Annotated in this window: 27 protein-coding genes; 20 read left to right on the top strand and 7 right to left on the bottom strand. The window is 63.5% G+C overall.

Annotated elements, in window-relative coordinates; all coding sequences use genetic code 11:
• Window positions 1-7: 7 nt before the first annotated feature.
• Window positions 8-400 carry a DoxX family protein gene (locus tag AC1DPX_RS11410; protein ID WP_202358989.1) on the bottom strand — a complete coding sequence of 131 codons (393 nt, stop codon included), beginning with the start codon at window positions 398-400 and terminating at the stop codon, window positions 8-10.
• Between the two features lie 187 nt (window positions 401-587).
• On the opposite strand from AC1DPX_RS11410, the gene AC1DPX_RS11405 reads away from it, so the two are divergent.
• The gene (locus AC1DPX_RS11405; RefSeq protein WP_477236624.1) at window positions 588-1,091 is read left to right on the top strand and encodes a hypothetical protein; all 504 of its coding nucleotides are present in this window, start codon (window positions 588-590) and stop codon (window positions 1,089-1,091) included.
• A gap of 76 nt (window positions 1,092-1,167) precedes the next feature.
• On the opposite strand, the gene AC1DPX_RS11400 is transcribed toward AC1DPX_RS11405, so the two are convergent.
• Window positions 1,168-1,944 (bottom strand): VOC family protein, encoded by a 777-nt coding sequence (locus AC1DPX_RS11400; RefSeq protein ID WP_477236622.1) that lies wholly within the window; start codon window positions 1,942-1,944, stop codon window positions 1,168-1,170.
• A 167-nt stretch (window positions 1,945-2,111) separates the two neighbouring features.
• Between AC1DPX_RS11400 and AC1DPX_RS11395 the strand changes: the two genes are divergently transcribed.
• From AC1DPX_RS11395 to AC1DPX_RS11365, 7 genes are all read left to right on the top strand, one after another.
• Window positions 2,112-2,864: a gamma-glutamylcyclotransferase gene (locus AC1DPX_RS11395; RefSeq protein ID WP_477236620.1), complete on the top strand. Its 753-nt coding sequence runs from the start codon at window positions 2,112-2,114 to the stop codon at window positions 2,862-2,864.
• A gap of 121 nt (window positions 2,865-2,985) precedes the next feature.
• Window positions 2,986-4,341: an NAD(P)-dependent oxidoreductase gene (locus tag AC1DPX_RS11390; RefSeq protein ID WP_477236618.1), complete on the top strand. Its 1,356-nt coding sequence runs from the start codon at window positions 2,986-2,988 to the stop codon at window positions 4,339-4,341.
• Window positions 4,342-4,346: 5 nt separating this feature from the next.
• Window positions 4,347-5,189 carry a class I SAM-dependent methyltransferase gene (locus AC1DPX_RS11385; RefSeq protein ID WP_477236616.1) on the top strand — a complete coding sequence of 281 codons (843 nt, stop codon included), beginning with the start codon at window positions 4,347-4,349 and terminating at the stop codon, window positions 5,187-5,189.
• Window positions 5,190-5,201: 12 nt separating this feature from the next.
• Window positions 5,202-6,515, top strand: coding sequence for an NAD-dependent dihydropyrimidine dehydrogenase subunit PreA (gene preA, locus AC1DPX_RS11380; protein WP_477236614.1), 1,314 nt, complete (start codon window positions 5,202-5,204; stop codon window positions 6,513-6,515).
• A 195-nt stretch (window positions 6,516-6,710) separates the two neighbouring features.
• Window positions 6,711-7,235 (top strand): RrF2 family transcriptional regulator, encoded by a 525-nt coding sequence (locus AC1DPX_RS11375; RefSeq protein WP_477236612.1) that lies wholly within the window; start codon window positions 6,711-6,713, stop codon window positions 7,233-7,235.
• Window positions 7,236-7,246: 11 nt separating this feature from the next.
• Window positions 7,247-7,705, top strand: a complete 459-nt coding sequence (locus tag AC1DPX_RS11370) for a carboxymuconolactone decarboxylase family protein (protein WP_477236610.1) — start codon at window positions 7,247-7,249, stop codon at window positions 7,703-7,705.
• Window positions 7,706-7,769: 64 nt separating this feature from the next.
• Window positions 7,770-8,147, top strand: a complete 378-nt coding sequence (locus tag AC1DPX_RS11365; RefSeq protein WP_477236608.1) for a DoxX family protein — start codon at window positions 7,770-7,772, stop codon at window positions 8,145-8,147.
• Between the two features lie 89 nt (window positions 8,148-8,236).
• Here AC1DPX_RS11365 and AC1DPX_RS11360 read toward each other — a convergent pair whose 3' ends face one another.
• Both AC1DPX_RS11360 and AC1DPX_RS11355 read right to left on the bottom strand, forming a co-directional pair.
• Window positions 8,237-8,959: an SDR family oxidoreductase gene (locus AC1DPX_RS11360; protein WP_477236606.1), complete on the bottom strand. Its 723-nt coding sequence runs from the start codon at window positions 8,957-8,959 to the stop codon at window positions 8,237-8,239.
• Window positions 8,956-9,795, bottom strand: a complete 840-nt coding sequence (locus AC1DPX_RS11355) for an SDR family oxidoreductase (RefSeq protein ID WP_477236604.1) — start codon at window positions 9,793-9,795, stop codon at window positions 8,956-8,958. Before AC1DPX_RS11355 ends, AC1DPX_RS11360 begins: the two co-directional genes overlap by 4 nt.
• Before the next feature lie 103 nt (window positions 9,796-9,898).
• On the opposite strand from AC1DPX_RS11355, the gene AC1DPX_RS11350 reads away from it, so the two are divergent.
• Entirely contained in the window at window positions 9,899-10,771 is an 873-nt protein-coding gene (locus AC1DPX_RS11350; RefSeq protein ID WP_202358999.1) for a helix-turn-helix transcriptional regulator, read from the top strand.
• A 13-nt stretch (window positions 10,772-10,784) separates the two neighbouring features.
• Here AC1DPX_RS11350 and AC1DPX_RS11345 read toward each other — a convergent pair whose 3' ends face one another.
• Window positions 10,785-11,420 (bottom strand): TetR family transcriptional regulator C-terminal domain-containing protein, encoded by a 636-nt coding sequence (locus tag AC1DPX_RS11345; RefSeq protein ID WP_202359000.1) that lies wholly within the window; start codon window positions 11,418-11,420, stop codon window positions 10,785-10,787.
• 241 nt (window positions 11,421-11,661) lie between these two features.
• Between AC1DPX_RS11345 and aptA the strand changes: the two genes are divergently transcribed.
• From aptA to AC1DPX_RS11320, 5 genes are all read left to right on the top strand, one after another.
• Window positions 11,662-12,990, top strand: a complete 1,329-nt coding sequence (gene aptA / locus AC1DPX_RS11340) for an omega-aminotransferase AptA (RefSeq protein WP_477236602.1) — start codon at window positions 11,662-11,664, stop codon at window positions 12,988-12,990.
• 71 nt (window positions 12,991-13,061) lie between these two features.
• Entirely contained in the window at window positions 13,062-14,312 is a 1,251-nt protein-coding gene (locus AC1DPX_RS11335) for a Zn-dependent hydrolase (protein ID WP_477236600.1), read from the top strand.
• Between the two features lie 65 nt (window positions 14,313-14,377).
• The gene (hydA, locus tag AC1DPX_RS11330) at window positions 14,378-15,829 is read left to right on the top strand and encodes a dihydropyrimidinase (protein WP_477236598.1); all 1,452 of its coding nucleotides are present in this window, start codon (window positions 14,378-14,380) and stop codon (window positions 15,827-15,829) included.
• A gap of 2 nt (window positions 15,830-15,831) precedes the next feature.
• On the top strand, window positions 15,832-16,203 hold the full coding sequence (locus AC1DPX_RS11325) for a hypothetical protein (protein ID WP_477236596.1): 372 nt from the start codon (window positions 15,832-15,834) through the stop codon (window positions 16,201-16,203).
• 31 nt (window positions 16,204-16,234) lie between these two features.
• Complete coding sequence (locus AC1DPX_RS11320) at window positions 16,235-16,612, top strand: hypothetical protein (protein ID WP_477236594.1); 378 nt, start codon at window positions 16,235-16,237, stop codon at window positions 16,610-16,612.
• Between the two features lie 17 nt (window positions 16,613-16,629).
• Here AC1DPX_RS11320 and AC1DPX_RS11315 read toward each other — a convergent pair whose 3' ends face one another.
• On the bottom strand, window positions 16,630-17,034 hold the full coding sequence (locus AC1DPX_RS11315; RefSeq protein WP_015317160.1) for a cupin domain-containing protein: 405 nt from the start codon (window positions 17,032-17,034) through the stop codon (window positions 16,630-16,632).
• Window positions 17,035-17,179: 145 nt separating this feature from the next.
• Between AC1DPX_RS11315 and AC1DPX_RS11310 the strand changes: the two genes are divergently transcribed.
• Genes AC1DPX_RS11310 through AC1DPX_RS11295 form a run of 4 tightly spaced genes read left to right on the top strand, consistent with a single transcriptional unit; the run spans window position 17,180 to window position 21,027 of the window.
• On the top strand, window positions 17,180-17,971 hold the full coding sequence (locus tag AC1DPX_RS11310; protein ID WP_056571950.1) for an ABC transporter ATP-binding protein: 792 nt from the start codon (window positions 17,180-17,182) through the stop codon (window positions 17,969-17,971).
• Between the two features lie 13 nt (window positions 17,972-17,984).
• On the top strand, window positions 17,985-18,863 hold the full coding sequence (locus AC1DPX_RS11305; protein WP_477236592.1) for an ABC transporter permease: 879 nt from the start codon (window positions 17,985-17,987) through the stop codon (window positions 18,861-18,863).
• Window positions 18,860-20,014: an ABC transporter permease gene (locus AC1DPX_RS11300; protein ID WP_477236590.1), complete on the top strand. Its 1,155-nt coding sequence runs from the start codon at window positions 18,860-18,862 to the stop codon at window positions 20,012-20,014. Before AC1DPX_RS11305 ends, AC1DPX_RS11300 begins: the two co-directional genes overlap by 4 nt.
• A 41-nt stretch (window positions 20,015-20,055) precedes the next feature.
• On the top strand, window positions 20,056-21,027 hold the full coding sequence (locus AC1DPX_RS11295) for an ABC transporter substrate-binding protein (RefSeq protein WP_202359008.1): 972 nt from the start codon (window positions 20,056-20,058) through the stop codon (window positions 21,025-21,027).
• 57 nt (window positions 21,028-21,084) lie between these two features.
• On the opposite strand, the gene AC1DPX_RS11290 is transcribed toward AC1DPX_RS11295, so the two are convergent.
• Complete coding sequence (locus AC1DPX_RS11290; protein ID WP_202359009.1) at window positions 21,085-21,543, bottom strand: Lrp/AsnC family transcriptional regulator; 459 nt, start codon at window positions 21,541-21,543, stop codon at window positions 21,085-21,087.
• Window positions 21,544-21,664: 121 nt separating this feature from the next.
• On the opposite strand from AC1DPX_RS11290, the gene AC1DPX_RS11285 reads away from it, so the two are divergent.
• Both AC1DPX_RS11285 and AC1DPX_RS11280 read left to right on the top strand, forming a co-directional pair.
• Window positions 21,665-22,948, top strand: coding sequence for a cystathionine gamma-synthase family protein (locus AC1DPX_RS11285; protein WP_477236588.1), 1,284 nt, complete (start codon window positions 21,665-21,667; stop codon window positions 22,946-22,948).
• A 527-nt stretch (window positions 22,949-23,475) separates the two neighbouring features.
• Window positions 23,476-23,919: a CHRD domain-containing protein gene (locus tag AC1DPX_RS11280; RefSeq protein ID WP_202359011.1), complete on the top strand. Its 444-nt coding sequence runs from the start codon at window positions 23,476-23,478 to the stop codon at window positions 23,917-23,919.
• The last annotated feature ends 29 nt before the right edge of the window (window positions 23,920-23,948 follow it).

The following is a 23,948-nucleotide window of genomic DNA, read 5'->3' as shown; positions in this document are numbered from 1 at the left end:
GGGGACGTCAGGCCTTGCCGCGATTGTCCAGCGCGAAGGCGCCGGCGCCTGCGAAGACCAGATAGAGGAAGATGAAGCAGAAGGAGATCGCCGCGTCGCCGCCATTGTTGGCCGGGAAGAAGTCGCGCGGCATGTGCGCCATGAAATAGGCGATCGCCATTTCGCCGGCCAGCAGGAACGCGACGGGCCGCGTGAACAGGCCGAGAGCCAGCAGGATGCCGCCCGCGAATTCGAGGATGCCGGCCGCCGTCGTCAGCCCGGTGAGGGTATGGGGCTGGGCGCTGAAGGGGAAGTTGAACAGTTTCTGGCTGCCATGCTCGATGAATTGCAGCGCGGTCATGATGCGCAGCACGCCGAGCGCCTGCGGTCGGTATCGGGAGAGGCTTTCGAAAAGCTTCATCTGAAACTCCATTTTCACCCTCCCGGTCCGGCCATAGATTGTTGCCCGGCGATGGACCATTCACTTCCCATGGCGCGCCATCAACAATCGGTGATTGGAAATGTTCCCCGGTATGTCCTTTCATATCACTCTCGCCAGGGTTGCATTTGTATCGCTATGGTTGTATTGATATGGACACTCTAAACCTGTGGGTTCCCTTGCCATGAAAAAAGTCGTCGTCAGCCTATTCGCACTCCTTGCAGGCACCAGCCTCGCCATGGCCGAGGACGCCGGCTGCGAGGCTTTCAAATGGCCTGTGACGCGGGAACAGGCGCTGTTTGCCGCGGCGCCCGCGACGCCGGCTGGAGCGGAACTGGCGGTGGGCGCCGCCGCGGACCTGGCATTGGTTCCGGCGGAAAAAGCCGGTTTTACGCTGCCCCCCGAGCGCGCGCCGGCAGAGGGCACGTTCGGTGCTGTCGCCAGTGTGGACGTGCCGGCCGAAGGCGCCATCCAGATCAGCCTGTCGGGCGAGGCCTGGATCGATGTCATCCAGGACGGCAAGGCCATCAAGTCGGCGGGCTACAGCGGTGTGAAAACCTGCCCCGGCATCCGCAAGAGCGTGCGCTTCAAGCTTGCGGCCGGCCCGGCCACTGTCCAGTTCAGTGGCGCGAAAAAGGCCGAGCTGAAGGTCGCGGTGCTGACGCCGGAGTAAGACGGCCAAGCAGAGGGTGCGGCCTTTCACCGGTGGTGCGATGAAAGGCCGTCGCTTCGAGCCTGCGGAGTTGCCGTCAGCGCACCGGCGCCATCAGCGCGAAATGCGCGCCTTGCGGGTCCTGGCACTGCACGATCCAGCTGCCGCCGGGGACTTCCATCGGCCCCATCAGGATCTTGCCGCCATTGTCGGTGATGCGCTTCGCCGCCGCGTCGATGCCGGTGACGTTGAAATAGAACTGCCAGACCGGAACCGGAATCTGCTGCGGCTTGTTCATGATGCCACCGCCGGATTCGGGGCCGGCGGTAAACGTCTGGTAGGTGCCCATCGGGCCCATGTCGAAATCGCCGGCATTGGCCCAGCCGAACTGGCCGGAATAGAAGTCGAACGCGGCCTTCCAGTCGCTGGTGTAAAGCTCGTGCCAGCCGATATGGCCGGGCGTGCTGGCCGGCACAACGGGCTGGTCGGGGCGGTTGGGTTGCAGGAACATGAAGGTCGCGCCTTGCGGGTCGGCGACGACGGCGAAGCGGCCGACACCCGGAATGTCGCTGGGTTCACAGTGGACGCCGCCGCCCGCGGCTTTCAGGGATTTCGTCGAGGCGTCCACGTCCTTGGTGTGGATATAGCCGAGCCAGGCCGGTGGAGCGCCCATCTTCTTGACATCCTCGGGCATGGTCATCAGCCCGCCGACGCCGCGCTCGCCGACATTCATGACGATGTAACGCGGCATGCCGGGCGCCTTGTCGAAGGGCTGCGCCGTCCAGCCGACAACCTTGGTGTAGAAGGCCTCGGCGGCGTCGAGGTCCGAAGTCATCAGCTCGTACCAGAAGAAGGGCATTGGGGATTTCGGCATGGTCGGTCTCCTCACCGTTCAGCATCGATCGTTGTCCGATCCACCGCAGGACGATCCTGGAGGCGGACATCCGACAACCGCCCGCACAATAATGCCTTGTCCATGACATGCGTTCCCCGGTTGCGTATTCCACGTTTTTCGATTTCTGTACGGCAAGGGGGTTGTTCATGCGCCAGATGTCGCTGCCACGCCAGATGTCGCTCACGCCTGAGCTTGTCGCACTGTGCCACAGGGAAGAAGCCGATCCCGGCCCTGACCCGAGCTGGACCGAGCTGACTGACGAGGATTTCCGGACGCTTGCAATACGGCTTTCCGCGGAAGCGGACGAGGGGCCGCTCTGGGTGTTCGCCTACGGCTCGCTGATCTGGAAACCGGAATTCGAATCGGTCGAGCAACGGCTCGCCACGGCGTTCGGCTGGCACCGCTCCTTCTGCCTCGACATGGTGCGCTGGCGCGGCAGCGCCGCACAGCCGGGGCTAATGATGGCGCTCGAACGAGGCGGACGCTGCAACGGGGTGATCTACCGCTTGCCGGAGGGCGAAAAGCCGGCCCAGATCGAAAGGCTGCTGCGGCGCGAGATCAGCGACCATGAGAGCGTCAGTTCGGTCCGCTGGCTGCCGGTGCATACGGCGCAGGGCGGGCTGCGGGTGCTGGGTTTCTGGGTTGGCGTCAAGGGGCGGGGAACGTCGCTCGGCCAACCACTGGACAGAGTGGCCGGCATATTGGCCCGGGCCTGCGGCCATATAGGCTCGGGCGCGGAATATCTCTACAACACGGTCAGCCACCTCGAAGCGTTCGGCATCCATGACCGCAATCTGTGGCGGCTGCAGGAACTGGTGGCGGACGAGGTCCGGGCGCTCTATGGCCGGCCGGCCGGCGAGGACCATCGATCTCGGCAAGAGCAGCCCTCCATAGCATAACATGAGTAAAAAAATCATGTTTTTATCGAGCCTTTTCAGCGACTTGCGCTGAAAATTGACCAATTGATAAAAAAATAAAACGTGCTAGCCTTCCCCAAAACGAAAACATGGGGAACTGACAATGCCAGAAGGCCAGTTCAAGGAAGGTATCGTCGGCGGGCGGCTTGCCGCCGAGCAGTACGCGGATAATTTCTCCGACCTGCATCCGCCGCTCGATCACCATGAGGCGCTGGTCGAATCCGACCGCTGCTATTTCTGCTACGACGCGCCATGCATGAACGCGTGCCCGACCTCGATCGACATTCCGCTGTTCATCCGCCAGATCTCGACCGGCAATCCGATCGGCTCGGCCAAGACCATCTTCGACCAGAACATCCTTGGCGGCATGTGCGCCCGCGTATGCCCGACCGAGACGCTGTGCGAGGAGGTCTGCGTGCGCGAGGTGGCGGAAGGCAAGCCGGTACAGATCGGCCGCCTGCAGCGCTACGCCACCGATGTCGCCATGGCAGAGAACAAGCAGTTCTATGCGCGCCCGGAAGCGACCGGAAAGACGGTCGCCGTGGTCGGCGCCGGCCCGGCCGGCCTTGCCGCCGCGCACCGGCTCGCCCGCCATGGCCATGACGTCACCATACTGGAGGCGCGGCCGAAGGCCGGCGGCCTCAACGAATACGGCATCGCCGCTTACAAGAGCGTCGACAATTTCGCCCAGGCCGAGGTCGACTACGTCACGGCGATCGGCGGCATCGACATCCAGAACGGCAAGGCGCTCGGCCGCGACTACCAACTCTCCGACCTGATCCGCAACTATGACGCGGTGTTCCTCGGCATGGGGCTTGGCGGCGTCAATGCGCTGCGCGCCGATGGCGAGGATGCCGCTGGCGTCACCAATGCGGTGGAGTTCATCGCCGAATTGCGCCAGGCCAGCGATCTCTCCGGCCTGCCGGTTGGCCGCCGCGTCGTCGTCATCGGCGGCGGCATGACGGCGATCGACGCCGCCGTGCAGTCGAAGCTGCTCGGCGCCGAGGAGGTGACGATCTGCTACCGGCGCGGCCAGGAGCACATGAACGCCTCCGGGTTCGAACAGGATCTGGCCGCCGCCAACGGCGTCACCATCCGCCATTGGCTGCAGCCGAAGCGGGTGATCGCCGAGGCCGGCAAGGTGTCGGGCATCGAACTCGAGTACACGGCATTGAAAGGCGACAAGCTTGCCGGCACCGGCGAGACCCTGACACTCGTCGCCGACCAGGTGTTCAAGGCCATCGGCCAGAGTTTTGTCCCGGCCGCGCTCAATGGCAGCGGCGCCGCGATCGAACTCGAAGCCGGCCGTATCAAGGTCGATGCGGAAGGGCGCACCTCGCTGGCGAAAGTCTGGGCCGGCGGCGACTGCATCTTTGGCGGCGATGACCTGACGGTTTCGGCGGTCGCGCAGGGCCGCGATGCCGCGGAGAGCATACACAGGAGTCTGACGCAGGGATAAGGATCATGGCGACGGTGGAACCGGGCATCGCCCGTCACTACGACATAGCAGGTCTTGAGCAGCGCATCCTTGCCGCGCTTGCTGACACTGGCGTGGACATTGCTCATTTGCGTGCCGGTGATCTCGAAGCGGTCGACGAATTCCACATTGGCGGCATCGCCGCCACAAAAGAACTGCTTGGCCAGATGGGTTTGAAACCTGGAGCCAGGCTTCTGGACATTGGTTCCGGCGTGGGCGGTCCGGCCCGCTTTGCCGCCAACGATGCCGGCGCCGATGTCACCGGCATCGATCTCACGCAAAGCTATGTCGACATCGCGACCAGCCTGTCGAAGCGCACGGGAATGGCCGACAAGACGCACTTCGTGCAGGGCAGCGCGCTGGACATGCCGTTCGCCGATGCCAGCTTCGACGCCGCCATGATCCTGCATGTCGGCATGAACCTTCCCGACAAGAAAAAGCTGATGAGCGAGGCCGCGCGCGTGCTGCGGCCGGGCGGTGTCTTCGCCGTCTACGACGTGATGCGGTTGAAGGACGGCGCGCTGACCTATCCGCTGCCGTGGGCCTCCAACGAGACCATGTCCTTCGTCGCCACGCCCGACGACTATCGCTCGGCCGCCACGGCCGCGGTGTTTTCCGTAATCACTGAGCGGCAGCGCGGCGCTTTCGCCGTCGAATTCTTCGCCGCGATACGCGCGCGGATGGCCGCCGCGCAGGCCGAGGGCAAGAAGCCGCCGCCCGGCGTCGGCCTCGTCATGGGCGAAGACGCCCGCACCAAGATCGCCAATCTCACCGCCGCGCTTGAAGGCGGCATTCTCGCACCCGTCGAACTGCTTCTTCGTCTCGGCTGAAAGGGACCTGTCATGGCAGATATCAGCAACAATTTCGTCGGCATCAAATCGCCAAATCCGTTCTGGCTGGCCTCGGCGCCGCCGACCGACAAGGCCTACAATGTCATCCGCGCCTTCAAGGCAGGGTGGGGCGGCGTGGTGTGGAAGACGCTTGGCGAGGAAGGCCCGCCGGTGGTCAACGTCAACGGTCCGCGCTATGGCGCGATCTGGGGCGCCGACCGGCGCCTGCTCGGCCTCAACAATATCGAGCTGATCACCGACCGCGACCTGCAGACCAATCTGCGCGAGATGAAGCAGGTCAAGATGGATTGGCCCGATCGCGCGCTCATCGCCTCGATCATGGTTCCTTGCGAAGAGGCAAGCTGGAAAGCCATCCTGCCGCTGGTCGAGGAGACCGGCGCCGACGGCATCGAGCTCAATTTCGGCTGCCCGCACGGCATGTCGGAACGCGGCATGGGCGCCGCCGTCGGCCAGGTGCCGGAATATATCGAAATGGTGGTACGCTGGTGCAAGCAGTATACGCGCATGCCCGTCATCACCAAGCTGACGCCCAACATCACCGACATCCGCAAGCCGGCGCGGGCCGCGCATGCCGGCGGCACCGACGCGGTGTCGCTGATCAACACCATCAACTCGATCACGGGCGTCGACCTCGACAGTTTCGCGCCGATGCCGACCATCGACGGCAAGGGCTCGCATGGCGGCTATTGCGGCCCGGCGGTGAAGCCGATCGCAATGAACATGGTGGCCGAGATCGCGCGCGATCCCGAAACGCGCGGCCTGCCGATCTCGGGCATTGGCGGCATCACCACCTGGCGCGACGCGGCCGAATTCCTGGCGCTCGGCGCCGGCAATGTGCAGGTCTGCACGGCGGCGATGACCTACGGCTTCAAGATCGTGCAGGAGATGATCGCCGGTCTCGAAAACTGGATGGACGAGAAGGGTCACCGCTCGCTCGACGACATCATCGGCCGCGCCACGCCCAACGTCACCGACTGGCAGTATCTCAACCTCAACTATGTCGCCAAGGCGCGTATCGACCAGGACGCCTGCATCAAATGCGGCCGCTGCCATATCGCCTGCGAGGACACCTCGCACCAGGCGATCACCAACATGGTCAATGGCGTCAGGCATTTCGAGGTGATCGAGGCCGAGTGCGTCGGCTGCAATCTCTGCGTCAATGTCTGCCCGGTCGACAATTGCATCACCATGGAGCCGCTGGCCGCGGGTGCCATGGACGAGCGCACCGGCAAGCCGGTGTCGCCGGTCTACGCCAACTGGACCACGCACCCGAACAACCCGATGGCCAAGGTGGCCGCGGAGTAGGGTTTCGTCACGACAAGGGCGCCGAGGGCGCGGCAGCTCCCTTCTCCTCGTATAGTGACGGGGAGAAAGACGCTGTCATCGCCGATTTCGCCAATCACCGACGTATTCTCGTTTCAAAAGCAGGGGGCTGCACTTTCTTATTGCAGATAAGAATTATCCACGATAAAAGATATCCATGAATAGGAGATTGGCACCATGAAGCTGGGCGAGGGCGTTGAGGCGGCCATCCATTGCGCGGCCACGCTGGCGAGCGTGGAGGGCAACAGCACCATGCCGGGCGCGGCCCTGGCTGAGTGTTTCGGCCTGTCGCCGAGCTATCTGCTGAAGCATCTCAACATGCTGACCGCCGAGCGCATCCTGGAATCGGTGCCGGGCCCGGCGGGCGGCTACCGGCTGGCCCGGCCGGCCGAGCGCATCACCCTACTCGACATCGTGCTGGCGGTCGAAGGGCGGGAGCCGGCGTTTCGCTGCGGCGAAATCCGCCGCAACGGTCCGGTCAAGATCGATGCCTCGGCCTATGTCAAACCCTGCGGCATCAATGCCGCGATGCTGAAAGCTGAGCGCGCCTATCGGACAGCGCTGGCCGAAGTGAAGCTGTCCGATGTCGTGGTGGACTACGCGGCCGAAGGCGATCCGAGATCCTATGCCGCGAGCTGCGCCTTCGTGGCGCGCCACCAGCGGCCGCAGAAATCCAGTTCAACCCCTCCAAAGCAATTGTGAAAGGACAGACCATGAAACAGAGGATGCAATTCTTCGCCAAGGCGCCGGAGATCATGAAGGCGGTGTCGGCGCTCAACAAGGCGGTCGACGAATGCGGGCTGGAGGTCAGCCTGCTGCACCTGATCAAGCTCAGGGCCTCGCAGATCAATGGCTGTTCCTTCTGTGTGGAGATGCATAGCCGCGAAGCGAGGCGTGACGGCGAAACCGAACAGCGGCTCTATCTCGTCGCGGCCTGGAAGGAATCGCCGCTGTTTTCCCCGCGCGAGCGCGCCGCCTTCGCCTGGACCGAAGCGGTGACGCTGATTGCCGACAATGGCGTGTCGGACGAACTCTATGCCCGCACGCTGGAGCATTTCTCGGAAGAGGAACTGGTGAAGCTGTCCGTTGCGCTCGGCATGATCAACACCTGGAACCGGCTGTGCATTCCGTTCCAGGCCATTCACCCGATGCCGGCCGCCAAGGCGGCCTGATTTTTATCGCCATGGGAGCGCCGTCGAGGAGGCGGCGCTCCCTGTTTTTCAAAGGGAGTGTTTCATGCCTGCCGATTTGCCTTCAAGCCTGTTGTTTCTTGGCCGCCTGTTGCTCGGCGGCGCCTTCGTCTTCGCCGGCCTGCGTAATGTCCAGAATGCGGCCTTCCTCACCGGGCTGATGGCCGCGCGCGGCGTGCCGCAGGCACGGCCGGCGCTGTGGGCCGGCATAGTGCTCCAGATCATTGCCGGCGCCCTGGTGATGGGCGGGCTATGGGTGGCAATCGCCAGCGCGGTGCTGGTGTTGTTCCTGATCGTCGCCACGCCGATGTTCCACAATTTCTGGGATCATCAGGGCCCGGACCGTGCGGCGCGCATCAACGGCTTCGTCGGCAATGTCGCGCTGAGCGGAGGGTTCCTGACGCTCATCGCGCAGTCGCTCTGAAGGGCGAAGCTAGAGCGGCGAACCGCTCTGGCTCTCTGCTTGACGCAATTCCGGACGGGAAACCCCTCCACACTTTTCCTGGAATTGCTCTAGGCCGCGAACCGCAACCCGCCATCGCAGGTCAGCACCTGGCCGGTCATGAAGCCGTTGGAAACGAGGAAGGCAATCGCCGAGGCGACATCCTCGGCGCGGCCGATGCGACCGACCGGTGTCTTGCCGGCATATTCGGCAAAGACCGCCTGCCGCTGTTCGTCGGGCAAGAAGTCCCACCACGGCGTGTCGATGACGCCGGGCGCCACGACGTTGACGCGCAGCGGCTTCAGTTCGACCGCCAGGATCGGCGCGACGGTCAAGAGCATGCCGTTGATGGCGCCGATGCCGGCCACACCAGGCATCGAGACCTGGGCCGACACCGCCGATATGAAGGTCACCGATCCCGATTTGCTTAGCGTCGGCAAGGCGGCCTGCAGGCAGGACAGTTGCGGCCGCACCTTCTCCTCGACGCCGCTGCCGAGATCGGCAAGGTCGAGCGTCTCGAACGGGCCGAGGCCCTTGCCGCCGCTCGCGGCCAGAACGAGGTGGTCGAACGGACCGAGGCGCTCGAAGAATTGACGCACCTCGTCCGGCTTCGACGCATCGAATGCAGCCTTGTCGGCGGCGCCGCCAAGGCTTTTCCAGGCGCTGTTGAGCCTGTCCTGGTTGCGCCCGGTGATCGTCACCTTCATGCCTGGGCCAAGCAGTTTTCGCGCGGCTGCCAGGCCGATGCCGGACGAGCCGCCGATGATGACTGTGTGTTCGGTTTTGCTGGTCATGAATGCTGTTCCCTGGATTTCGGGGAGGCTGGGCCGACGAGGTCGAGGCTCAGGCTTCGCAATTGCTGTCTGGCCTCGGCGTCGTAAGCCTGGGCGTCGGCACGGACCTCGCGCAGGCCGTCGAAATAGAGGCCACTTCGGCCTTCGAGCGCGGGTGAGGCGGCGAGATTGACGATGGCTTCGGCGCCGGTTTCGACCGAACTCCATGGCGTCACGCCGGCCTGCCGGACCATGGTGGTGTTCATGTAGCTCGCCGGATGCAGCGCGTTGACGGTGACGCCGGTGCCTTTCAGCTGTTCCGCCAGATCGACGGTGAACAGGATCTGCGCCAGCTTGCTCTGGCAGTAGGCGCGCACGCCACTATAGCCATTCGTCAGCATGACGTCGCCGAAGTCGATCGCCTGCTGGCCGGCCGAGGCAACATTGACGATGCGCGCAGGGGCGCTGGCCTTCAGCAGCGGCAGAAGCTCCGAGGTCAGCAGGAAGCCGGCGAGATAGTTGACGGCGAAACGCAGTTCGTAGCCGTCGGCGCTGACTTGTCTCTTGGCGCCGGCCGTGCCGATGCCGGCATTGTTGATGAGGATATCGAGCCGGTCCGTTCGGCGACGCACGGCCTCGGCGAGGCGGCGAACCTCCGCTAGCGAAGCAAGGTCGGCGGCGAAGAACTCGGCTTTACCGCCGGCCGCTTCGATCTCGTCGACGATGGCCTTTCCGCGCGTAGCATCGCGGCCGTGCACCAGCAGGCGGGCGCCGGCGGCACCCAGTCGCTGCGCGACGACGCGGCCGACGCCGTCGGTCGAACCGGTGATGAGGATTGTCTTGTCTTTCAGGTCCATTCTTGGAGCCTCCTGTCTGCTGCTCTGAACCCAAGATGGGCCGTGGGGTCGATCTCAAACAGTTCAAACTTTATCCTGGTATCAGTACTGCTATAGTAGCTTCATGGACGCTCCCTCTCATTCCGCTGAAGACAGCCGCCGGCGCGAGCTCGGCGCTTTCCTGCGCTCGCGGCGCGAAAGGCTGACACCTTCGGCCACCGGCATCTCGACCGGCCTCAGGCGCCGCACGCCGGGTCTGCGCCGCGAGGAGGTGGCAATGATCGCCGGTGTCGGCACCACCTGGTACACCTGGCTGGAGCAGGGCAGGGACGTGCGGCCTTCCGTGGAGGTGCTGACCGCGCTCAGCCAGGCGCTGCGCCTGGACGCCGTCGAGAAGCGGCATCTGTTCATCCTTGCCGGACGCCAGCAGCCGGAGCGCCGCGTCGCCGCGCCGGAAAAAGCCGATGGTCCCTTGCTGCACATGTTGCAAAGCCTTGTCCTGCAACCCGCCTACGTCGTTGGCCGGCGCTGGGACGTGCTCGCCTGGAATGACGCGGCCGTCGCGGTGTTCGGCGACTACGGCCTGCTGGAGGGCGACGCCCGCAACATCGTCCACATGGTGTTCACCAGCCCGCATCACCGCCGTTTGCTGGTCGACTGGGAAGAGCTTGCCCGCGTGGTGCTCGCTTCGTTTCGCGCGGAGAGCGCCAAATATGTCGGTGATCCCGATTTCGACCGGCTGATCGCGCTGATGATGCGCTCGAGCCCCGAGTTCCGTGACTGGTGGCCTCTAAGGGACGTGGCACGAAGGCTGACCGGGCTGAAGCACGTCCGGCACCCGATTGCGGGTCCGATGACATTCGAGCATATGAGCCTGTCGATCGACGATGGGTCTGACATGAGGCTGGTCGTCTACACGCCGATGGCCGAGCAGAACTCGATCGCCAAGCTGCAGAAACTGCTCGACGACCTTCCGGCCGAGCGGCGCAGCGCCTGAGCCTTCGCGACAGTCAGCCCTTCGGCTTCAGCCCATCCAGGAACAACTGCTCCAAAAACCTCGCCGCGTCCTCGAAGCGGCCGTCGCCGCCGCGGTTCGGCCCGAGCACGGCGCGGACCTGCACGTCGAAATCGGCATAATGCTGCGTCGTTGCCCAGATCGAGAAGATCAGGTGCCAGGGGTCGGTCTTGGCGATCTTGCCGGCGCGCATCCAGCCCTTGATGACGGCGGCCTTCTCGTCGACCAGCGTTTTCAGCTCACCGGCCAGCAGCGGCATGATGCGCGGCGCGCCTTGCAGGATTTCGTTGGCGAACAGCCGGCTCTCGCGCGGGAAATCGCGCGCCATTTCGAGCTTGCGCCTGATGTAGCTCCTGAGTTCGGTCATCGGATCGCCGATGTCGTCGAGTTCGCGCAGCGGCGCCAGCCATGTGTCGAGCAGGCGCTGCATCAACGTCTCGTGAATGTCTTCCTTGCGGCGGAAGTAATAGAGCAGGTTCGGCTTCGACATGCCGGCGGCTTCGGCGATCTGGTCGATGGTCGAGCCGCGGAAGCCATGGGTGGAGAACACTTCGAGTGCCGCCTCCAGGATAAGTTCGCGCTTTTCCTGCTGGATGCGGGTGCGGCGAGGGGCTTCCGTGCCGGTGTTCACCGTTGCGAACCCTCACGTTGCCAAATCTCGCGTTCAGGGGCATCTGGACCAATTCTCTGGACCAGTTTTTCCCCGGGCTGTGGAACGCACTTCAGGAGCCGCATTTCCGCTAGTAATCCCTTGACCGCCGACAGGGCGGTGCTAACGTTTGTCCAATCGGTCAAAATTTGCGTAGCATGAAAACGGCGCAAAGACCAAGCGTTGGACGCACCGAAACAGATTACAAGGGGAAGTCTTGGTCATGTCCAACCGGCTGAAAGTCACGCCGAACGATCTCAGCGCCTTCTGGATGCCGTTCACGGCAAACCGGCAGTTCAAGCAGGCGCCACGCATGTTCGTGTCCGCCAAGGACATGCATTACACCACCAGCGATGGCCGCAAGGTGCTGGACGGCACCGCGGGTCTGTGGTGCGTCAATGCCGGCCACTGCCGTCCGAAGATCACCGAAGCGATCCAGCACCAGGCCGCCGAACTCGACTACGCCCCTGCCTTCCAGATGGGCCATCCCATCGTGTTCGAGCTGGCGAACCGCCTGGTCGACATCGCGCCCAAGGGGATGGACCATGTCTTCTTCACCAATTCCGGTTCCGAATCGGTCGAGACCGCGCTGAAAATGGCGATCGCCTATCACCGCATGAAAGGCGAGGGCGCGCGCACCCGCCTGATCGGCCGCGAGCGCGGCTATCATGGCGTCAATTTCGGCGGCATCTCGGTCGGCGGCATCGTCTCCAACCGCAAGATGTTTGGCACGCTGCTGGGCGGCGTCGACCACATGCCGCACACGCATCTGCCGGAAAAGAACGCTTTCTCGAAAGGCGTGCCGGAATATGGCGCGGAACTCGCCAACGAACTGGAGCGCATCGTTGCCCTGCATGATGCCTCGACCATCGCTGCGGTCATCGTCGAGCCGGTCGCCGGCTCCACCGGCGTCATCCTGCCGCCCAAGGGCTATCTGCAGAAGCTGCGCGAAATCTGCACCAAGCACGGCATCCTGTTGATCTTCGACGAGGTCATCACCGGCTTTGGCCGTCTCGGCGCGCCGTTCGCGGCCGATTATTTCGGCGTCACGCCCGACATCATGACCACCGCCAAGGGCGTCTCCAACGGCGTCATCCCGATGGGCGCGGTGTTCGTGAAGAAGGAAATCCACGACGCCTTCATGACCGGCCCCGAGCACATGATCGAGTTCTTCCACGGCTACACCTATTCGGGCAACCCGATTGCCTGCGCCGCTGCCCTGGGCACGCTCGACACCTACAAGGAAGAGGGCCTGCTCACCCGGGGCGAGGAACTGGCGCCCTATTGGGAGGACGCGCTGCACTCGCTGAAGGGCGAGCCGCATGTCATCGACATCAGGAACATCGGCCTGATTGGCGCGATCGAATTGGCGCCGATCCCCGGCAGCCCGACCAAGCGCGCGTTCTCGGCCTTCGTCAAGGCGTTCGAGCGCGGCGCGCTGATCCGCACCACCGGCGACATCATCGCGCTGTCGCCGCCGCTGATCATCACCAAGGGCCAGATCAACGAACTGATCGACCATGTGCGTGAAGTGCTGCGGTCGATAGACTAAACTCGCTTTTATCTGGGCGGGTGGCGATGGGAACCGCCACCCGCCCAGATCATGAAATGGAAGGACTTTGAATGGCCGCACCCGGCGAGAATCTGCGAATCAATTCAGACCGTTTGTGGGATTCGCTGATGGAAATGGCGAAGATCGGCCCCGGCATTGCCGGCGGCAACAATCGCCAGACGGTGACCGACGAGGACGGCGAGGGACGGCATCTGTTCAAGCGCTGGTGCGATGATGCCGGGCTCGAAATGGGCGTCGACGAGATGGGCACCATGTTTGCCCGCCGTGAAGGCACCGATCCCAGCCTGCCGCCGGTCTATGTCGGCAGCCATCTCGATACGCAGCCGACCGGCGGCAAATATGATGGCGTGCTTGGCGTTCTCGGCGGGCTGGAGGTGGTGCGTTCGCTCAACGATCTCGGCATCAAGACCAAACATCCCATCGTCGTCACCAACTGGACCAATGAAGAAGGCGCGCGCTTTGCGCCGGCGATGATGGCGTCGGGCGTGTTCGCCGGCGTGCTCGACCAGGCCGACGTCTATGAGCACACGGACAAGAACGGCAAGAAATTCGGCGAGGAACTGGAGCGCATCGGCTGGAAGGGCACCGAGAAGGTCGGCGATCGCAAGATCCACGCCTTCTTCGAACTGCATATCGAGCAGGGGCCGATCCTCGAGGACGAAGACATCGACATCGGCGTGGTCACCCATGGCCAGGGCTTGAAATGGCTGCAGGTGACGCTGACCGGCAAGGAAGCGCATACCGGCTCGACGCCGATGCCCAAGCGCCGCAATKCCGGGCTCGGCATGGCCCGGGTGATCGAACTGGTGCACGAGATCGCCATGGACTACCAGCCCGACGCCGTCGGGGCGGTCGGCCATATGGAAGCCTATCCCAATTCGCGCAACATCATCGCCGGGCGAACCGTCTTCACCGTCGACATCCGGTCGCCGGAGAAGGAAGTGCTCGACGCCATGGATGCGCGTGTCCGCGAAGGCATCGACACGATCTGCGATGCGCTCGACATCAAATACAAGATCGAGCAGGTCGGCCATTTCGATCCGGTGACCTTCGACAAGGGCTGCGTCAAGGCGATCCGCGATGCCGCCGAACGGCTTGGCTACTCTCACCGCAACATCGTCTCCGGCGCCGGCCATGACGCCTGCTGGATCAACCGCGTGGCGCCGACGGCCATGGTGATGTGCCCCTGCGTTGATGGCCTCAGCCACAACGAAGCGGAAGAGATCACCAAGGAATGGGCCTCGGCCGGTGCCGACGTGCTGTTCCACGCGGTTGTGGAGACGGCCGTCATCGTGGAGTGAACTTAGACATCTAGATTCCAAACGCCGCTCATAAAGAAGCGCGAAGAGAACAAGGGAACAAGAAAATGACCAAAGTCATCAAGAACGGCACCGTCGTCACCGCCGACCGCTCGTGGAAGGCGGACGTGCTGTTCAGCCACGGCAAGATCGTCGCCATCGGCTCGGACCTGCACGGCGATCACGAGTATGATGCCACCGGCTGCTATGTCATGCCCGGTGGCATAGACCCGCACACCCATCTTGAAATGCCGTTCATGGGCACCTATTCGGCCGACGATTTCGAATCCGGCACGCGGGCGGCGCTCGCAGGCGGCACCACGATGGTGGTCGATTTCTGCCTGCCGGCGCCGCAGCAGTCGCTGCTCGAAGCCCTGCAGATGTGGGACAACAAGACGTCCAAGGCTGCCTGCGACTATTCCTTCCACATGGCCATCACCTGGTGGGGCAAGCAGGTGTTCGACGAGATGGCGACCGTCGTCGACAAGGGCATCACCTCGTTCAAACACTTCATGGCCTACAAGGGCGCGCTGATGGTGGATGACGACGAGATGTACGCGTCGTTCCAGCGCTGCGCCGACCTTGGCGCGCTGCCGCTGGTGCACGCCGAGAATGGCGATGTGGTTGCAGCACTCTCGCAAAAGCTGCTCGCCGCGGGCAACAATGGTCCTGAGGGCCATGCCTATTCGCGGCCGCCGGAAGTGGAAGGCGAGGCCACCAACCGCGCCATCATGATCGCCGACATGGCGGGCGTGCCACTCTATGTCGTGCATGTCTCCTGCGAGCAGAGCCACGAGGCCATCCGCCGGGCGCGGCAGAAGGGCATGCGGGTGTTCGGCGAGCCGCTGATCCAGCACCTGACGCTGGATGAGACCGAGTATTTCAACAAGGACTGGGACCACGCGGCGCGCCGCGTGATGAGCCCGCCCTTCCGCAACAAGCTGCACCAGGATTCGCTATGGGCCGGCCTGCAGGCGGGATCGTTGCAAGTGGTGGCGACCGACCATTGCGCCTTCACCACCAAGCAGAAGCGCAACGGCATCGGCGATTTCACCAAGATCCCAAACGGCACGGGCGGCCTCGAGGACCGCTTGCCAATGCTGTGGACCACGGGCGTCAACACCGGTCGGTTGACGATGAACGAGTTCGTCGCGGTGACCTCGACCAACATCGCAAAAATCCTCAACATGTATCCGAAGAAGGGCGCCATCGTCGAAGGTGCGGATGCCGACATCGTCGTCTGGGATCCGAAGCGCAAGAAGACGATTTCTTCGAAGAAGCAGCAGTCGGTCATCGACTACAATGTCTTCGAGGGCGTCGAGGTGACCGGACTGCCGCGCTTCGTCTTCTCGCGCGGCGAACTGTCGATCGAGGAGGCCGAAGTGAAGACCAAGCCCGGCCATGGCCAGTTCGTCGGCCGTGAGCCGAACGCCGCTGTCAACCGGGCGCTGTCGACGTGGAAAGAGATCACGGCGCCGCGCAAGGTGGAACGCTCAGGCATCCCGGCGACGGGGGTTTGAGCTTGGCGCGTTCCACCGCGCTCACCCTGTTGGTCTTGGCGGCGTTTGTCACTGGCCCGGCAATCGCGGCCGGCGTGCTGGCCGGCTCCTGGGGCAATGATGTCGGCTGTGCCGGCGTGAAGGCCGGTTATCAGGACAGCGATGCCTATATCCTGCTGACCGCCGAAGGCATCGAGACCTATGGCAGTGGCTGCCGGTTCGAACAGCAATTGACATCGGCGCCGGGCACGCAATCGCTGCGTTCGACCTGTTCGGCCGAGGGCGAAGCGGGAACGACGATCGAAACAATTCTGGTCACCAACAAGGGTGCGGATGGCCTCTTCGTCACCATTCCCGGCCTTGAGGAAATGGGACCATTGCAATCATGTTCGTGACGTTTTGAGCATTGGGATCTGGGGGATGGGCATGCGCGGTTTTGGTCTGTGTGTTGCGATGGTCGTCGTTTTGGCCGCCGGTCAGGCCTTCGCGGCAGGCATCGACCTGTCGAAGCCCTATGGCGACAAATATGGCTGCATCAACCGCAACGGCCAGGAAGTCGCCGCCGATCAGATGCTGCTCTTGACCGACAAGGAATTGATCACCGCGGCCAGCGCCTGCACCTTCACGAAGACGCAAGCGCAGGCTGACGGATCGCTGGTGGTGACGGCGACATGCGAGGCGGAAGGCGAAGACGGACAGGCGCCGACCAATTTCACCATCAAGCGCAGTGCCAAGAACGCCAAGAAGCTGACGATCGCCGATGCGGACGGCAATGTGATGGGGGAAGTCTCGCGGTGCAAATGACGGCGATCCCGTCGACCTCAGGCGACCAGCGCATCCAGTTCCGGCAGCAGGACGACGCTTTCCTGTTCGTTGGGATCGGTGCGGGCAATGACGGCCGAGGACGGGGCATTGCTCAGATTGGCCGGCAGATGCGGCACGCCGGCCGGAATGTAGAAGAGGTCGCCGGCCTTGACGACGATATGGTGCTCGAGCCGGTCGCCATACCAGGTATGGACCTCGCCGGAGAGCACGTAGATCGCCGTTTCGTGGTTCTCGTGCAGATGCGCCTTGGCGCGGGCGCCGGGCGGCATGGTGAGAACATGCATGCAGATACCGGAGGAGCCGACCGACTCGGTGGCGATGCCGGCGAAATAGGTTAAACCCTGCTTGCCTTCATAAGTGCTTTCAGGGCGGATAAGATGACAAGTGGGTTTGGGCGACATCGGGGAACTCCGGGCGTCGATTTGAGTGGGACAGGCTTGGTGGGACAGGGCCAAATGGGACAGGGTAAGTGGAAAACAACATCGCGATAAAAGCAATCGGAATCCGGCCGGCGCCCCTGTGGCGAGAACAGGCAGGCAACGGCCGATGACAGGGATTTCGCCAGCCGTCGTTGCGGCAAGCAAACTTGGCCTCACCTTCCAGACCAATGACGGGCCGGTCCAGGCGCTGTCCAATGTCGACCTGACCATCGGCAAGGGAGAGTTCGTGTCCTTCATCGGGCCGTCGGGCTGCGGCAAGACCACCTTGCTGCGCGTTATCGCCGATTTGGAGAAGCCGACCTCGGGGACGATCTCGGTCAACGGCATGACCGCGGAGCAGGCGCGCGAGAAACGCGCCTATGGCTATGTCTTCCAGGCCGCCGCGCTGTTTCCGTGGCGCACCATCGAACGCAATGTCGCGCTGCCGCTGGAGATCATGGGCCTGTCCAGGGCGGAGCAGGCGGAGCGTATCAAGCGCACGCTCGACCTCGTCAATCTGTCAGGCTTCGAGAAGAAATATCCCTGGCAGCTCTCCGGCGGCATGCAGCAGCGCGCCTCGATCGCCCGCGCGCTGGCCTTCGACGCCGACCTGCTCTTGATGGACGAGCCGTTCGGCGCGCTGGACGAGATCGTGCGCGATCACCTCAACGAGCAATTGCTGCAGCTCTGGGCACGCACCAACAAGACCATCTGCTTCGTCACCCACTCCATCCCGGAAGCGGTGTATCTGTCGACGCGCATCGTCGTCATGTCGCCACGGCCTGGCCGGGTCAGCGACATCATCGAATCGACGCTGCCCAAGGAGCGGCCGCTCGACATCCGCGAAACGCCGGAGTTTTTGGCGATCGCGGCGCGCGTGCGGGATGGGTTGAGGGCAGGGCACAGTTATGATGATTGAGGCGGCCCGCTAGATGGACTCCTTCCGCGACAAGCTCATCCCGGTCACCTCCATCCTGTTGGGGGTGGTCGTCCTCTGGTATGTCTTCGCCGTCATCCTCAACGCGCCGTTCCAGCGCGATCTCGACACCCGTGCCAACGAAACGCCCGGCGCCGTCGAATTCATCGGCAAGACGCTTGCGCAGCCGAAGCCGACGCTGCCGGCGCCGCACCAGGTGGCGGTGAACTTCTTCGAGAACACGTTCCTGCGGCCCATCAATTCAAACCGCAGCCTCGTCTACAACGCCTGGGTGACCCTGTCGTCGACGCTGCTCGGCTTTGCCTTCGGTACCGCGCTTGGCATCATCATCGCCGTCGGCATCGTGCATGTGGCGACGCTCGACCGCAGCCTGATGCCTTGGATCATCGCCTCGCAGACGATCCCCATCCTGGCGGTGGCGCCGATGATCATCGTGGTGCTCGCGGCTATCGGCGTCACCGGCCTGATCCCGAAGGCGATGATCTCGACCTATCTGTCGTTCTTCCCGGTCACCGTCGGCATGGTGAAGGGGCTGCGCTCGCCCGAGATCATGCATCTCGATCTGATGCACACCTATAATGCCAGCCCCTCGCAGACCTTCTGGAAACTGCGCGTGCCGGCCTCGGTGCCGTTCCTGTTCACCTCCATGAAGGTGGCGGTGGCGGCGAGCCTCGTCGGCGCCATCGTCGGTGAACTGCCGACGGGCGCGGTCGCCGGCATCGGCGCCAAGCTGCTTGCCGGCGCCTACTACAGCCAGTCCATCGACATCTGGTCGGCGCTGGTCGCCGGTTCGATCGTGGCGGCACTGCTGGTCATGGTGGTTGGTATTGCCGGCCGCCTCGTCGATCGCGCCATGGGCGGGAGGCCGGCATGAACTGGCTGAAACCTTCCTGGCAAGCCGTGCTGGCGATCGTGCTGTGCCTGATCGCGGTGGCGCTCGGCGCCATGTCGAAGCCGGAAGCAGCAGCTCTTGCGGACCCGGCGGCCAGCATCAACTACCCTTATCTCGGAACCAAGGGCTTGATGCTCTGCCTGGCGATCGTGGCGGCGCTGGTCTCGATGATCCGGATTCCATCGCTTGCGGAAGCCGTCGTGCTGTTCGTCGGCGCCCATCTCGTTGCCTGGCTGCTGATCTCGGGCATTGCGGGGTTCGAAGGCACGGCATTGGCGCCGTACTTCCTGCTGCTCACGGCCGCCTGGCTGCTCGGCTGGCGCTGCGTGGCGGTGCTGTCGGGGCTTCGCCCTATGGCGGGTTCGGCCCGGAACGCGCTGCGCCTGATCATCCCGGCCATCTTCGGCGCCTGGATCCTGATCATCTGGGAAGCCGTGACGCGGGGCGCCGGCATTCCCTTCATCCTGTTGCCGCCGCCCAGCGCCATCGGCGTGCGCATCGTCAGTTCGCTGCCTATACTTGGCGCCGATGTGCGGCAGACCATCTTCAAGGCGGTGCTGTTCGGCTATGTCGTGGGCAGCGGCGCCGGCTTCATCGTTGCCATCCTCGCCGACCGCGTGCCGTTCCTGCGGCGCGGGCTCTTGCCGATCGGCAACATGGTCTCGGCGCTGCCGATCATCGGCGTGGCGCCCATCATGGTGATGTGGTTCGGTTTCGACTGGCAGTCCAAGGCGGCGGTCGTCATCATCATGACGTTCTTCCCGATGCTGGTGAACACGGTCGCAGGGCTGGCCGCATCAGGCCATATGGAGCGCGACCTGATGCGCACCTATGCGTCGGGCTACTGGCCGACGCTGATCAAGCTCAGGCTGCCGGCTGCAGCCCCCTTCATCTTCAACGCGCTGAAGATCAACTCGACGCTGGCGCTGATCGGCGCCATCGTCGCCGAGTTCTTCGGCACGCCGGTTGTCGGCATGGGCTTCCGTATCTCGACCGAGGTCGGGCGGATGAACATCGACATGGTCTGGGCCGAAATCGCAGTTGCAGCACTTGCGGGTTCGGTCTTTTATGGCGTGGTCGCTCTTGTCGAAAGAGCCGTCACGTTTTGGCATCCCTCTGTCCGTGGTGGATAGGGGCGGTGGGTTTAAGGGCACTAACTCCAGAGGGTAAAAGAATGAAAAAGCTGATTATTCCCGTTCTGGCCGGCGCAATGTCGCTGGCCGCGTTCCAGGCAATGGCCGCCGACAAGGTGACCTTGCAGCTGAAATGGGTCACCCAGGCGCAGTTTGCCGGCTACTATGTCGCCAAGGCCAAGGGTTTCTATGAGGCCGAAGGCCTCGACGTCGACATCAAGCCGGGCGGCCCGGACATTGCGCCCGAGCAGGTGATCGCCGGCGGCGGCGCCGATGTCATCGTCGACTGGATGGGTGGAGCGCTGGCCGCACGCGAAAAGGGCGTGCCGCTTGTCAACATCGCCCAGCCGTTCAAGAAGGCCGGCATGGAGCTGGTCTGCCCGAAGGACGGCCCGATCAAGACCGAAGCCGACTTCAAAGGCCATACGCTCGGCGTCTGGTTCTTCGGCAACGAATATCCGTTCTATGCGTGGATGAACAAGCTTGGCCTGAAGACCGAAGGTGGTCCGGACGGCGTCACAGTGCTGAAGCAGAGCTTCGACGTGCAGCCGCTGATCCAGAAGCAGGCGGATTGCATCTCGGTCATGACCTACAATGAGTACTGGCAGCTGATCGACGCCGGCTACAAGCCGGAACAGCTCACCGTGTTCAACTACTCGGCGATGGGCAACGACCTGCTCGAGGACGGGCTCTATGCGTCGGAAGACAAGCTCAAGGATCCGGCCTTCGAGGACAAGATGGTGCGTTTCGTGCGCGCGTCGATGAAGGGCTGGAAATACGCCGTCGAGAACAATGACGAAGCCGCGGGCATCGTCATGGACGGCGGCGGCCAGGACGAGAACCACCAGAAGCGGATGATGAGCGAAGTCGCCAAGCTGATCGACAATGCCGACGGCAAGCTCGATCCGGCGACCTATGAGCGCACTGCCAAGGCGCTGCTCGACCAGAAGATCATCACCAAGGAGCCGAAGGGCGCCTACACCACCGCCATCACCGACAAGGCGATCAAGTAAGCCTGTTGGGGCGTGGTCCCGAAGGATCATGCTCTGACGTAAATTGGAACGGCGCCCTCAGAGGCGCCGTTCCTTTATGGTGTTCATGACGAAGCTGGTTTCGATCGAGGCGACGCATTTCAGCCGCGCGATCTTTTCCTTGATGAAGCGCTCATATTGTTCGAGGCTGCCGGTCACCACCTTCAGCACATAGTCGCGCGAACCGGTGACGAGGTGGCACTCCAGCACCTCTTCCCAGCCGCGGATCGCCTCCTCGAACATGACGATCTCGTCCTCGTTCTGGCGGCTGAGCCGGATGGTGGCGATGGCGACCATGCTCCAGCCGAAGGCGGCGGGGTCGACCAGCGTGGTGTAGCCCCTGATGACGCCCGTCTCCTCCAGCCGCCGCACGCGCCTCAGGCAAGGCGACGGCGACAGGCCGATGCGCTCGGCAAGCTCATTGTTGGTGATGCGGGCGTCGGCCTGCAGTTCCCTGAGAATCCTGAGGTCGAAATCATCGGCTATCTTCTGCTGCAATTTTTATTCCCTTGGGCAGTTTCTTGCTGCCAAGCAGCCATGCTGGGTCGAAAATAGCAAGGACCGGCTGATCGGGATCGCATAAATTGCGGCGCGACATCCCTCGAACGCAGGAAAAGCCATGACCGCGCCACGCCCGTCGAAAACCCATATCGGCAACCACAAGCTCCATCCCGAGACGCTGATGCTGAGCTATGGTTTCGATCCGCAGCTTTCGGAAGGCGCGGTCAAGCCGCCGGTGTTCCTGACATCGACCTTCGTGTTCAAATCGGCGGAAGAGGGGCGCGACTTCTTCGACTACACGTCCGGGCGCAAGGAGCCGCCGAGCGGCACGGCGTCGGGCCTGGTCTATTCGCGTTTCAACCACCCCAACAGCGAGATCGTCGAGGATCGGCTGGCAATCTATGAAGGCACGGATGCCTGCATCCTGTTTTCTTCTGGCATGTCGGCGATCGCCACGACCTTGCTCGCCTATGCCCGTCCGGGCGATGTCATCCTGCATTCGCAGCCGCTCTATGGCGGCACCGAGACGCTGTTGACGCGCACGCTGTCCGGCTTCGGCATCGGTGCCGTCGGCTTCGCCGACGGTGTCGACGAGAAGGCGGTGCGGGCGGCGGCCGATGCCGCGGTGGCGAAGGGGCGCGTTTCGGTCATCCTGATCGAGACGCCATCGAACCCGACCAACAGCCTGGTCGATATCGCGCTGATGCGGACGATCGCCGACGAGATCGGCGCACGCCAGGGTTCGACGCCGATCATCGTCTGCGACAACACGCTGCTCGGCCCGGTGTTCCAGCGGCCGATCGAGCACGGCGCCGATGTCTCCGTCTATTCGCTGACCAAATATGTCGGCGGCCACTCCGACCTGATCGCCGGCGCGGCCATGGGCAGCAAGGCGGTCACCAAGCCGATCAAGGCGCTGCGCGGCGCGATCGGCACGCAGCTCGATCCGCATTCCTGCTGGATGCTCGGCCGTTCGCTGGAGACGCTGTCGATCCGCATGGAGCGGGCCAACGACAATGCGCGCCTGGTCGCGGAATTCCTGCGCGATCATGCCAAGGTCGAGAAGGTGCACTATCTGCCGTTCCTCGGCGAGGACACGCCGGCGGGGCGCGCCTATTCGAGGCAATGCAGCGGCGCCGGCTCGACCTTCTCCTTCGACATCAAGGGCGGGGAGAAGGCGGCCTTCGCCTTTCTCAACGCGCTGCAGATCTTCAAGCTGGCGGTGAGCCTCGGCGGCACGGAATCGCTCGCCAGCCATCCGGCGGCCATGACCCACTCCGGCATCCCCTTCGACGTGCGCCAGCGCATCGGTGTGCTGGAAACCACGGTCAGACTGTCGATCGGTGTCGAGCATCCGGACGATCTGATCGCCGACCTGACACAGGCACTGGCGTCGGTCTGAGGGCTCTCTCAGGGCGCTCTACGGGATGCACAGATATTCTGTGACTGGCGTGACTGATCGACGTGAGGCTTGATTGCCACGTGGTTCCCCCAATCCGTCGCTGCTTCGCAGCGCCACCTTTCCCCCCTCCGGAGGGAAAGGAAGGGAGCGTTGCTGGACGAGCGTTGACGGCAAAAAACCTGGCACCCTTCCTCTACCCCGTCGATCGGGGGGTCCGAAGGACGGGCGAGACCCGTGGCTCGCCCCGGCTGGTGTCTCGGCGAAGCCGAGACGGACTGGGGGTCGACCAGCGCAGCATTAGACAATGCATGCGCCAAGCTGCCATGCGCGCTATCGCCAAAGGCCAACTGCTTGGAAATGTGTGCATACCGTAGCTGGACGCTGGAAAGAAGCGAGCGATCGCCCTTTTTTGCTTTCCGGTCACAAAACCGTGTTCAGGGAAACATTGCGCCGCCCAGCCGTTGCAGTTGAGGCATGCGCGCTCCGGGGGAGCAGCGACGCATGCCACAGCCAATCGGAGGTTCTTCATGCGCACATATTCTTTCCTGCCGGTGCTTTCGGCGCTGGCCGTTTCGACCGCCTTTCTGCTCGCTTCGCCAGCAATGGCCGAGGTGGTGAAGTACAAGGCGACGCTCGATGGCGGCCAGCAGAGCCCGCCCGTCACCACCAAGGGCAAAGGCACCGCCACGCTCACCTTCGACACCACCAAGAAGAAACTCAGCTGGGACGTCAAATATTCCGGCCTCAGCGGGCCGGCGACGGCAGCGCATATTCACGGCCCGGCGGCGATGGGCGCGAATGCCGCTCCCGTGATCCCGTTCAAAGGCAAGCTCAAGAGCCCGATCAAGGGCTCGGCTACGCTGACGGACGCGCAGGCCGCCGACCTGGCAGCCGGCAACTACTATGTCAACCTCCACACCGCCGCCAACAAGGACGGCGAGATCCGCGGTCAGATCGAGGCCGCGAAGTAGCGCAAACCGCCTGGAAAAGGGGCGGCCGC

It is taken from the genome of Mesorhizobium sp. 01N446, from assembly GCF_056399285.1.
The sequence above is the reverse complement of the archived record's forward strand: the minus strand, read 5'-3'. Positions and strand labels throughout refer to the sequence as shown.

Coding starts and splice junctions, on each gene's coding strand:
- AC1DPX_RS11310 (WP_056571950.1), top strand. CDS start 17,180: ATGACAGGGATTTCGCCAGCCGTCGTTGCGGCAAGCAAACTTGGCCTC.
- AC1DPX_RS11370 (WP_477236610.1), top strand. CDS start 7,247: ATGAAACAGAGGATGCAATTCTTCGCCAAGGCGCCGGAGATCATGAAG.
- AC1DPX_RS11375 (WP_477236612.1), top strand. CDS start 6,711: ATGAAGCTGGGCGAGGGCGTTGAGGCGGCCATCCATTGCGCGGCCACG.
- AC1DPX_RS11350 (WP_202358999.1), top strand. CDS start 9,899: ATGGACGCTCCCTCTCATTCCGCTGAAGACAGCCGCCGGCGCGAGCTC.
- AC1DPX_RS11305 (WP_477236592.1), top strand. CDS start 17,985: ATGGACTCCTTCCGCGACAAGCTCATCCCGGTCACCTCCATCCTGTTG.
- AC1DPX_RS11385 (WP_477236616.1), top strand. CDS start 4,347: ATGGCGACGGTGGAACCGGGCATCGCCCGTCACTACGACATAGCAGGT.
- hydA (WP_477236598.1), top strand. CDS start 14,378: ATGACCAAAGTCATCAAGAACGGCACCGTCGTCACCGCCGACCGCTCG.
- preA (WP_477236614.1), top strand. CDS start 5,202: ATGGCAGATATCAGCAACAATTTCGTCGGCATCAAATCGCCAAATCCG.
- AC1DPX_RS11280 (WP_202359011.1), top strand. CDS start 23,476: ATGCGCACATATTCTTTCCTGCCGGTGCTTTCGGCGCTGGCCGTTTCG.
- AC1DPX_RS11320 (WP_477236594.1), top strand. CDS start 16,235: ATGCGCGGTTTTGGTCTGTGTGTTGCGATGGTCGTCGTTTTGGCCGCC.
- AC1DPX_RS11285 (WP_477236588.1), top strand. CDS start 21,665: ATGACCGCGCCACGCCCGTCGAAAACCCATATCGGCAACCACAAGCTC.
- AC1DPX_RS11395 (WP_477236620.1), top strand. CDS start 2,112: ATGCGCCAGATGTCGCTGCCACGCCAGATGTCGCTCACGCCTGAGCTT.
- AC1DPX_RS11360 (WP_477236606.1), bottom strand. CDS start 8,959: ATGACCAGCAAAACCGAACACACAGTCATCATCGGCGGCTCGTCCGGC.
- AC1DPX_RS11410 (WP_202358989.1), bottom strand. CDS start 400: ATGAAGCTTTTCGAAAGCCTCTCCCGATACCGACCGCAGGCGCTCGGC.
- AC1DPX_RS11295 (WP_202359008.1), top strand. CDS start 20,056: ATGAAAAAGCTGATTATTCCCGTTCTGGCCGGCGCAATGTCGCTGGCC.
- AC1DPX_RS11400 (WP_477236622.1), bottom strand. CDS start 1,944: ATGCCGAAATCCCCAATGCCCTTCTTCTGGTACGAGCTGATGACTTCG.
- AC1DPX_RS11355 (WP_477236604.1), bottom strand. CDS start 9,795: ATGGACCTGAAAGACAAGACAATCCTCATCACCGGTTCGACCGACGGC.
- AC1DPX_RS11390 (WP_477236618.1), top strand. CDS start 2,986: ATGCCAGAAGGCCAGTTCAAGGAAGGTATCGTCGGCGGGCGGCTTGCC.
- AC1DPX_RS11315 (WP_015317160.1), bottom strand. CDS start 17,034: ATGTCGCCCAAACCCACTTGTCATCTTATCCGCCCTGAAAGCACTTAT.
- aptA (WP_477236602.1), top strand. CDS start 11,662: ATGTCCAACCGGCTGAAAGTCACGCCGAACGATCTCAGCGCCTTCTGG.
- AC1DPX_RS11300 (WP_477236590.1), top strand. CDS start 18,860: ATGAACTGGCTGAAACCTTCCTGGCAAGCCGTGCTGGCGATCGTGCTG.
- AC1DPX_RS11365 (WP_477236608.1), top strand. CDS start 7,770: ATGCCTGCCGATTTGCCTTCAAGCCTGTTGTTTCTTGGCCGCCTGTTG.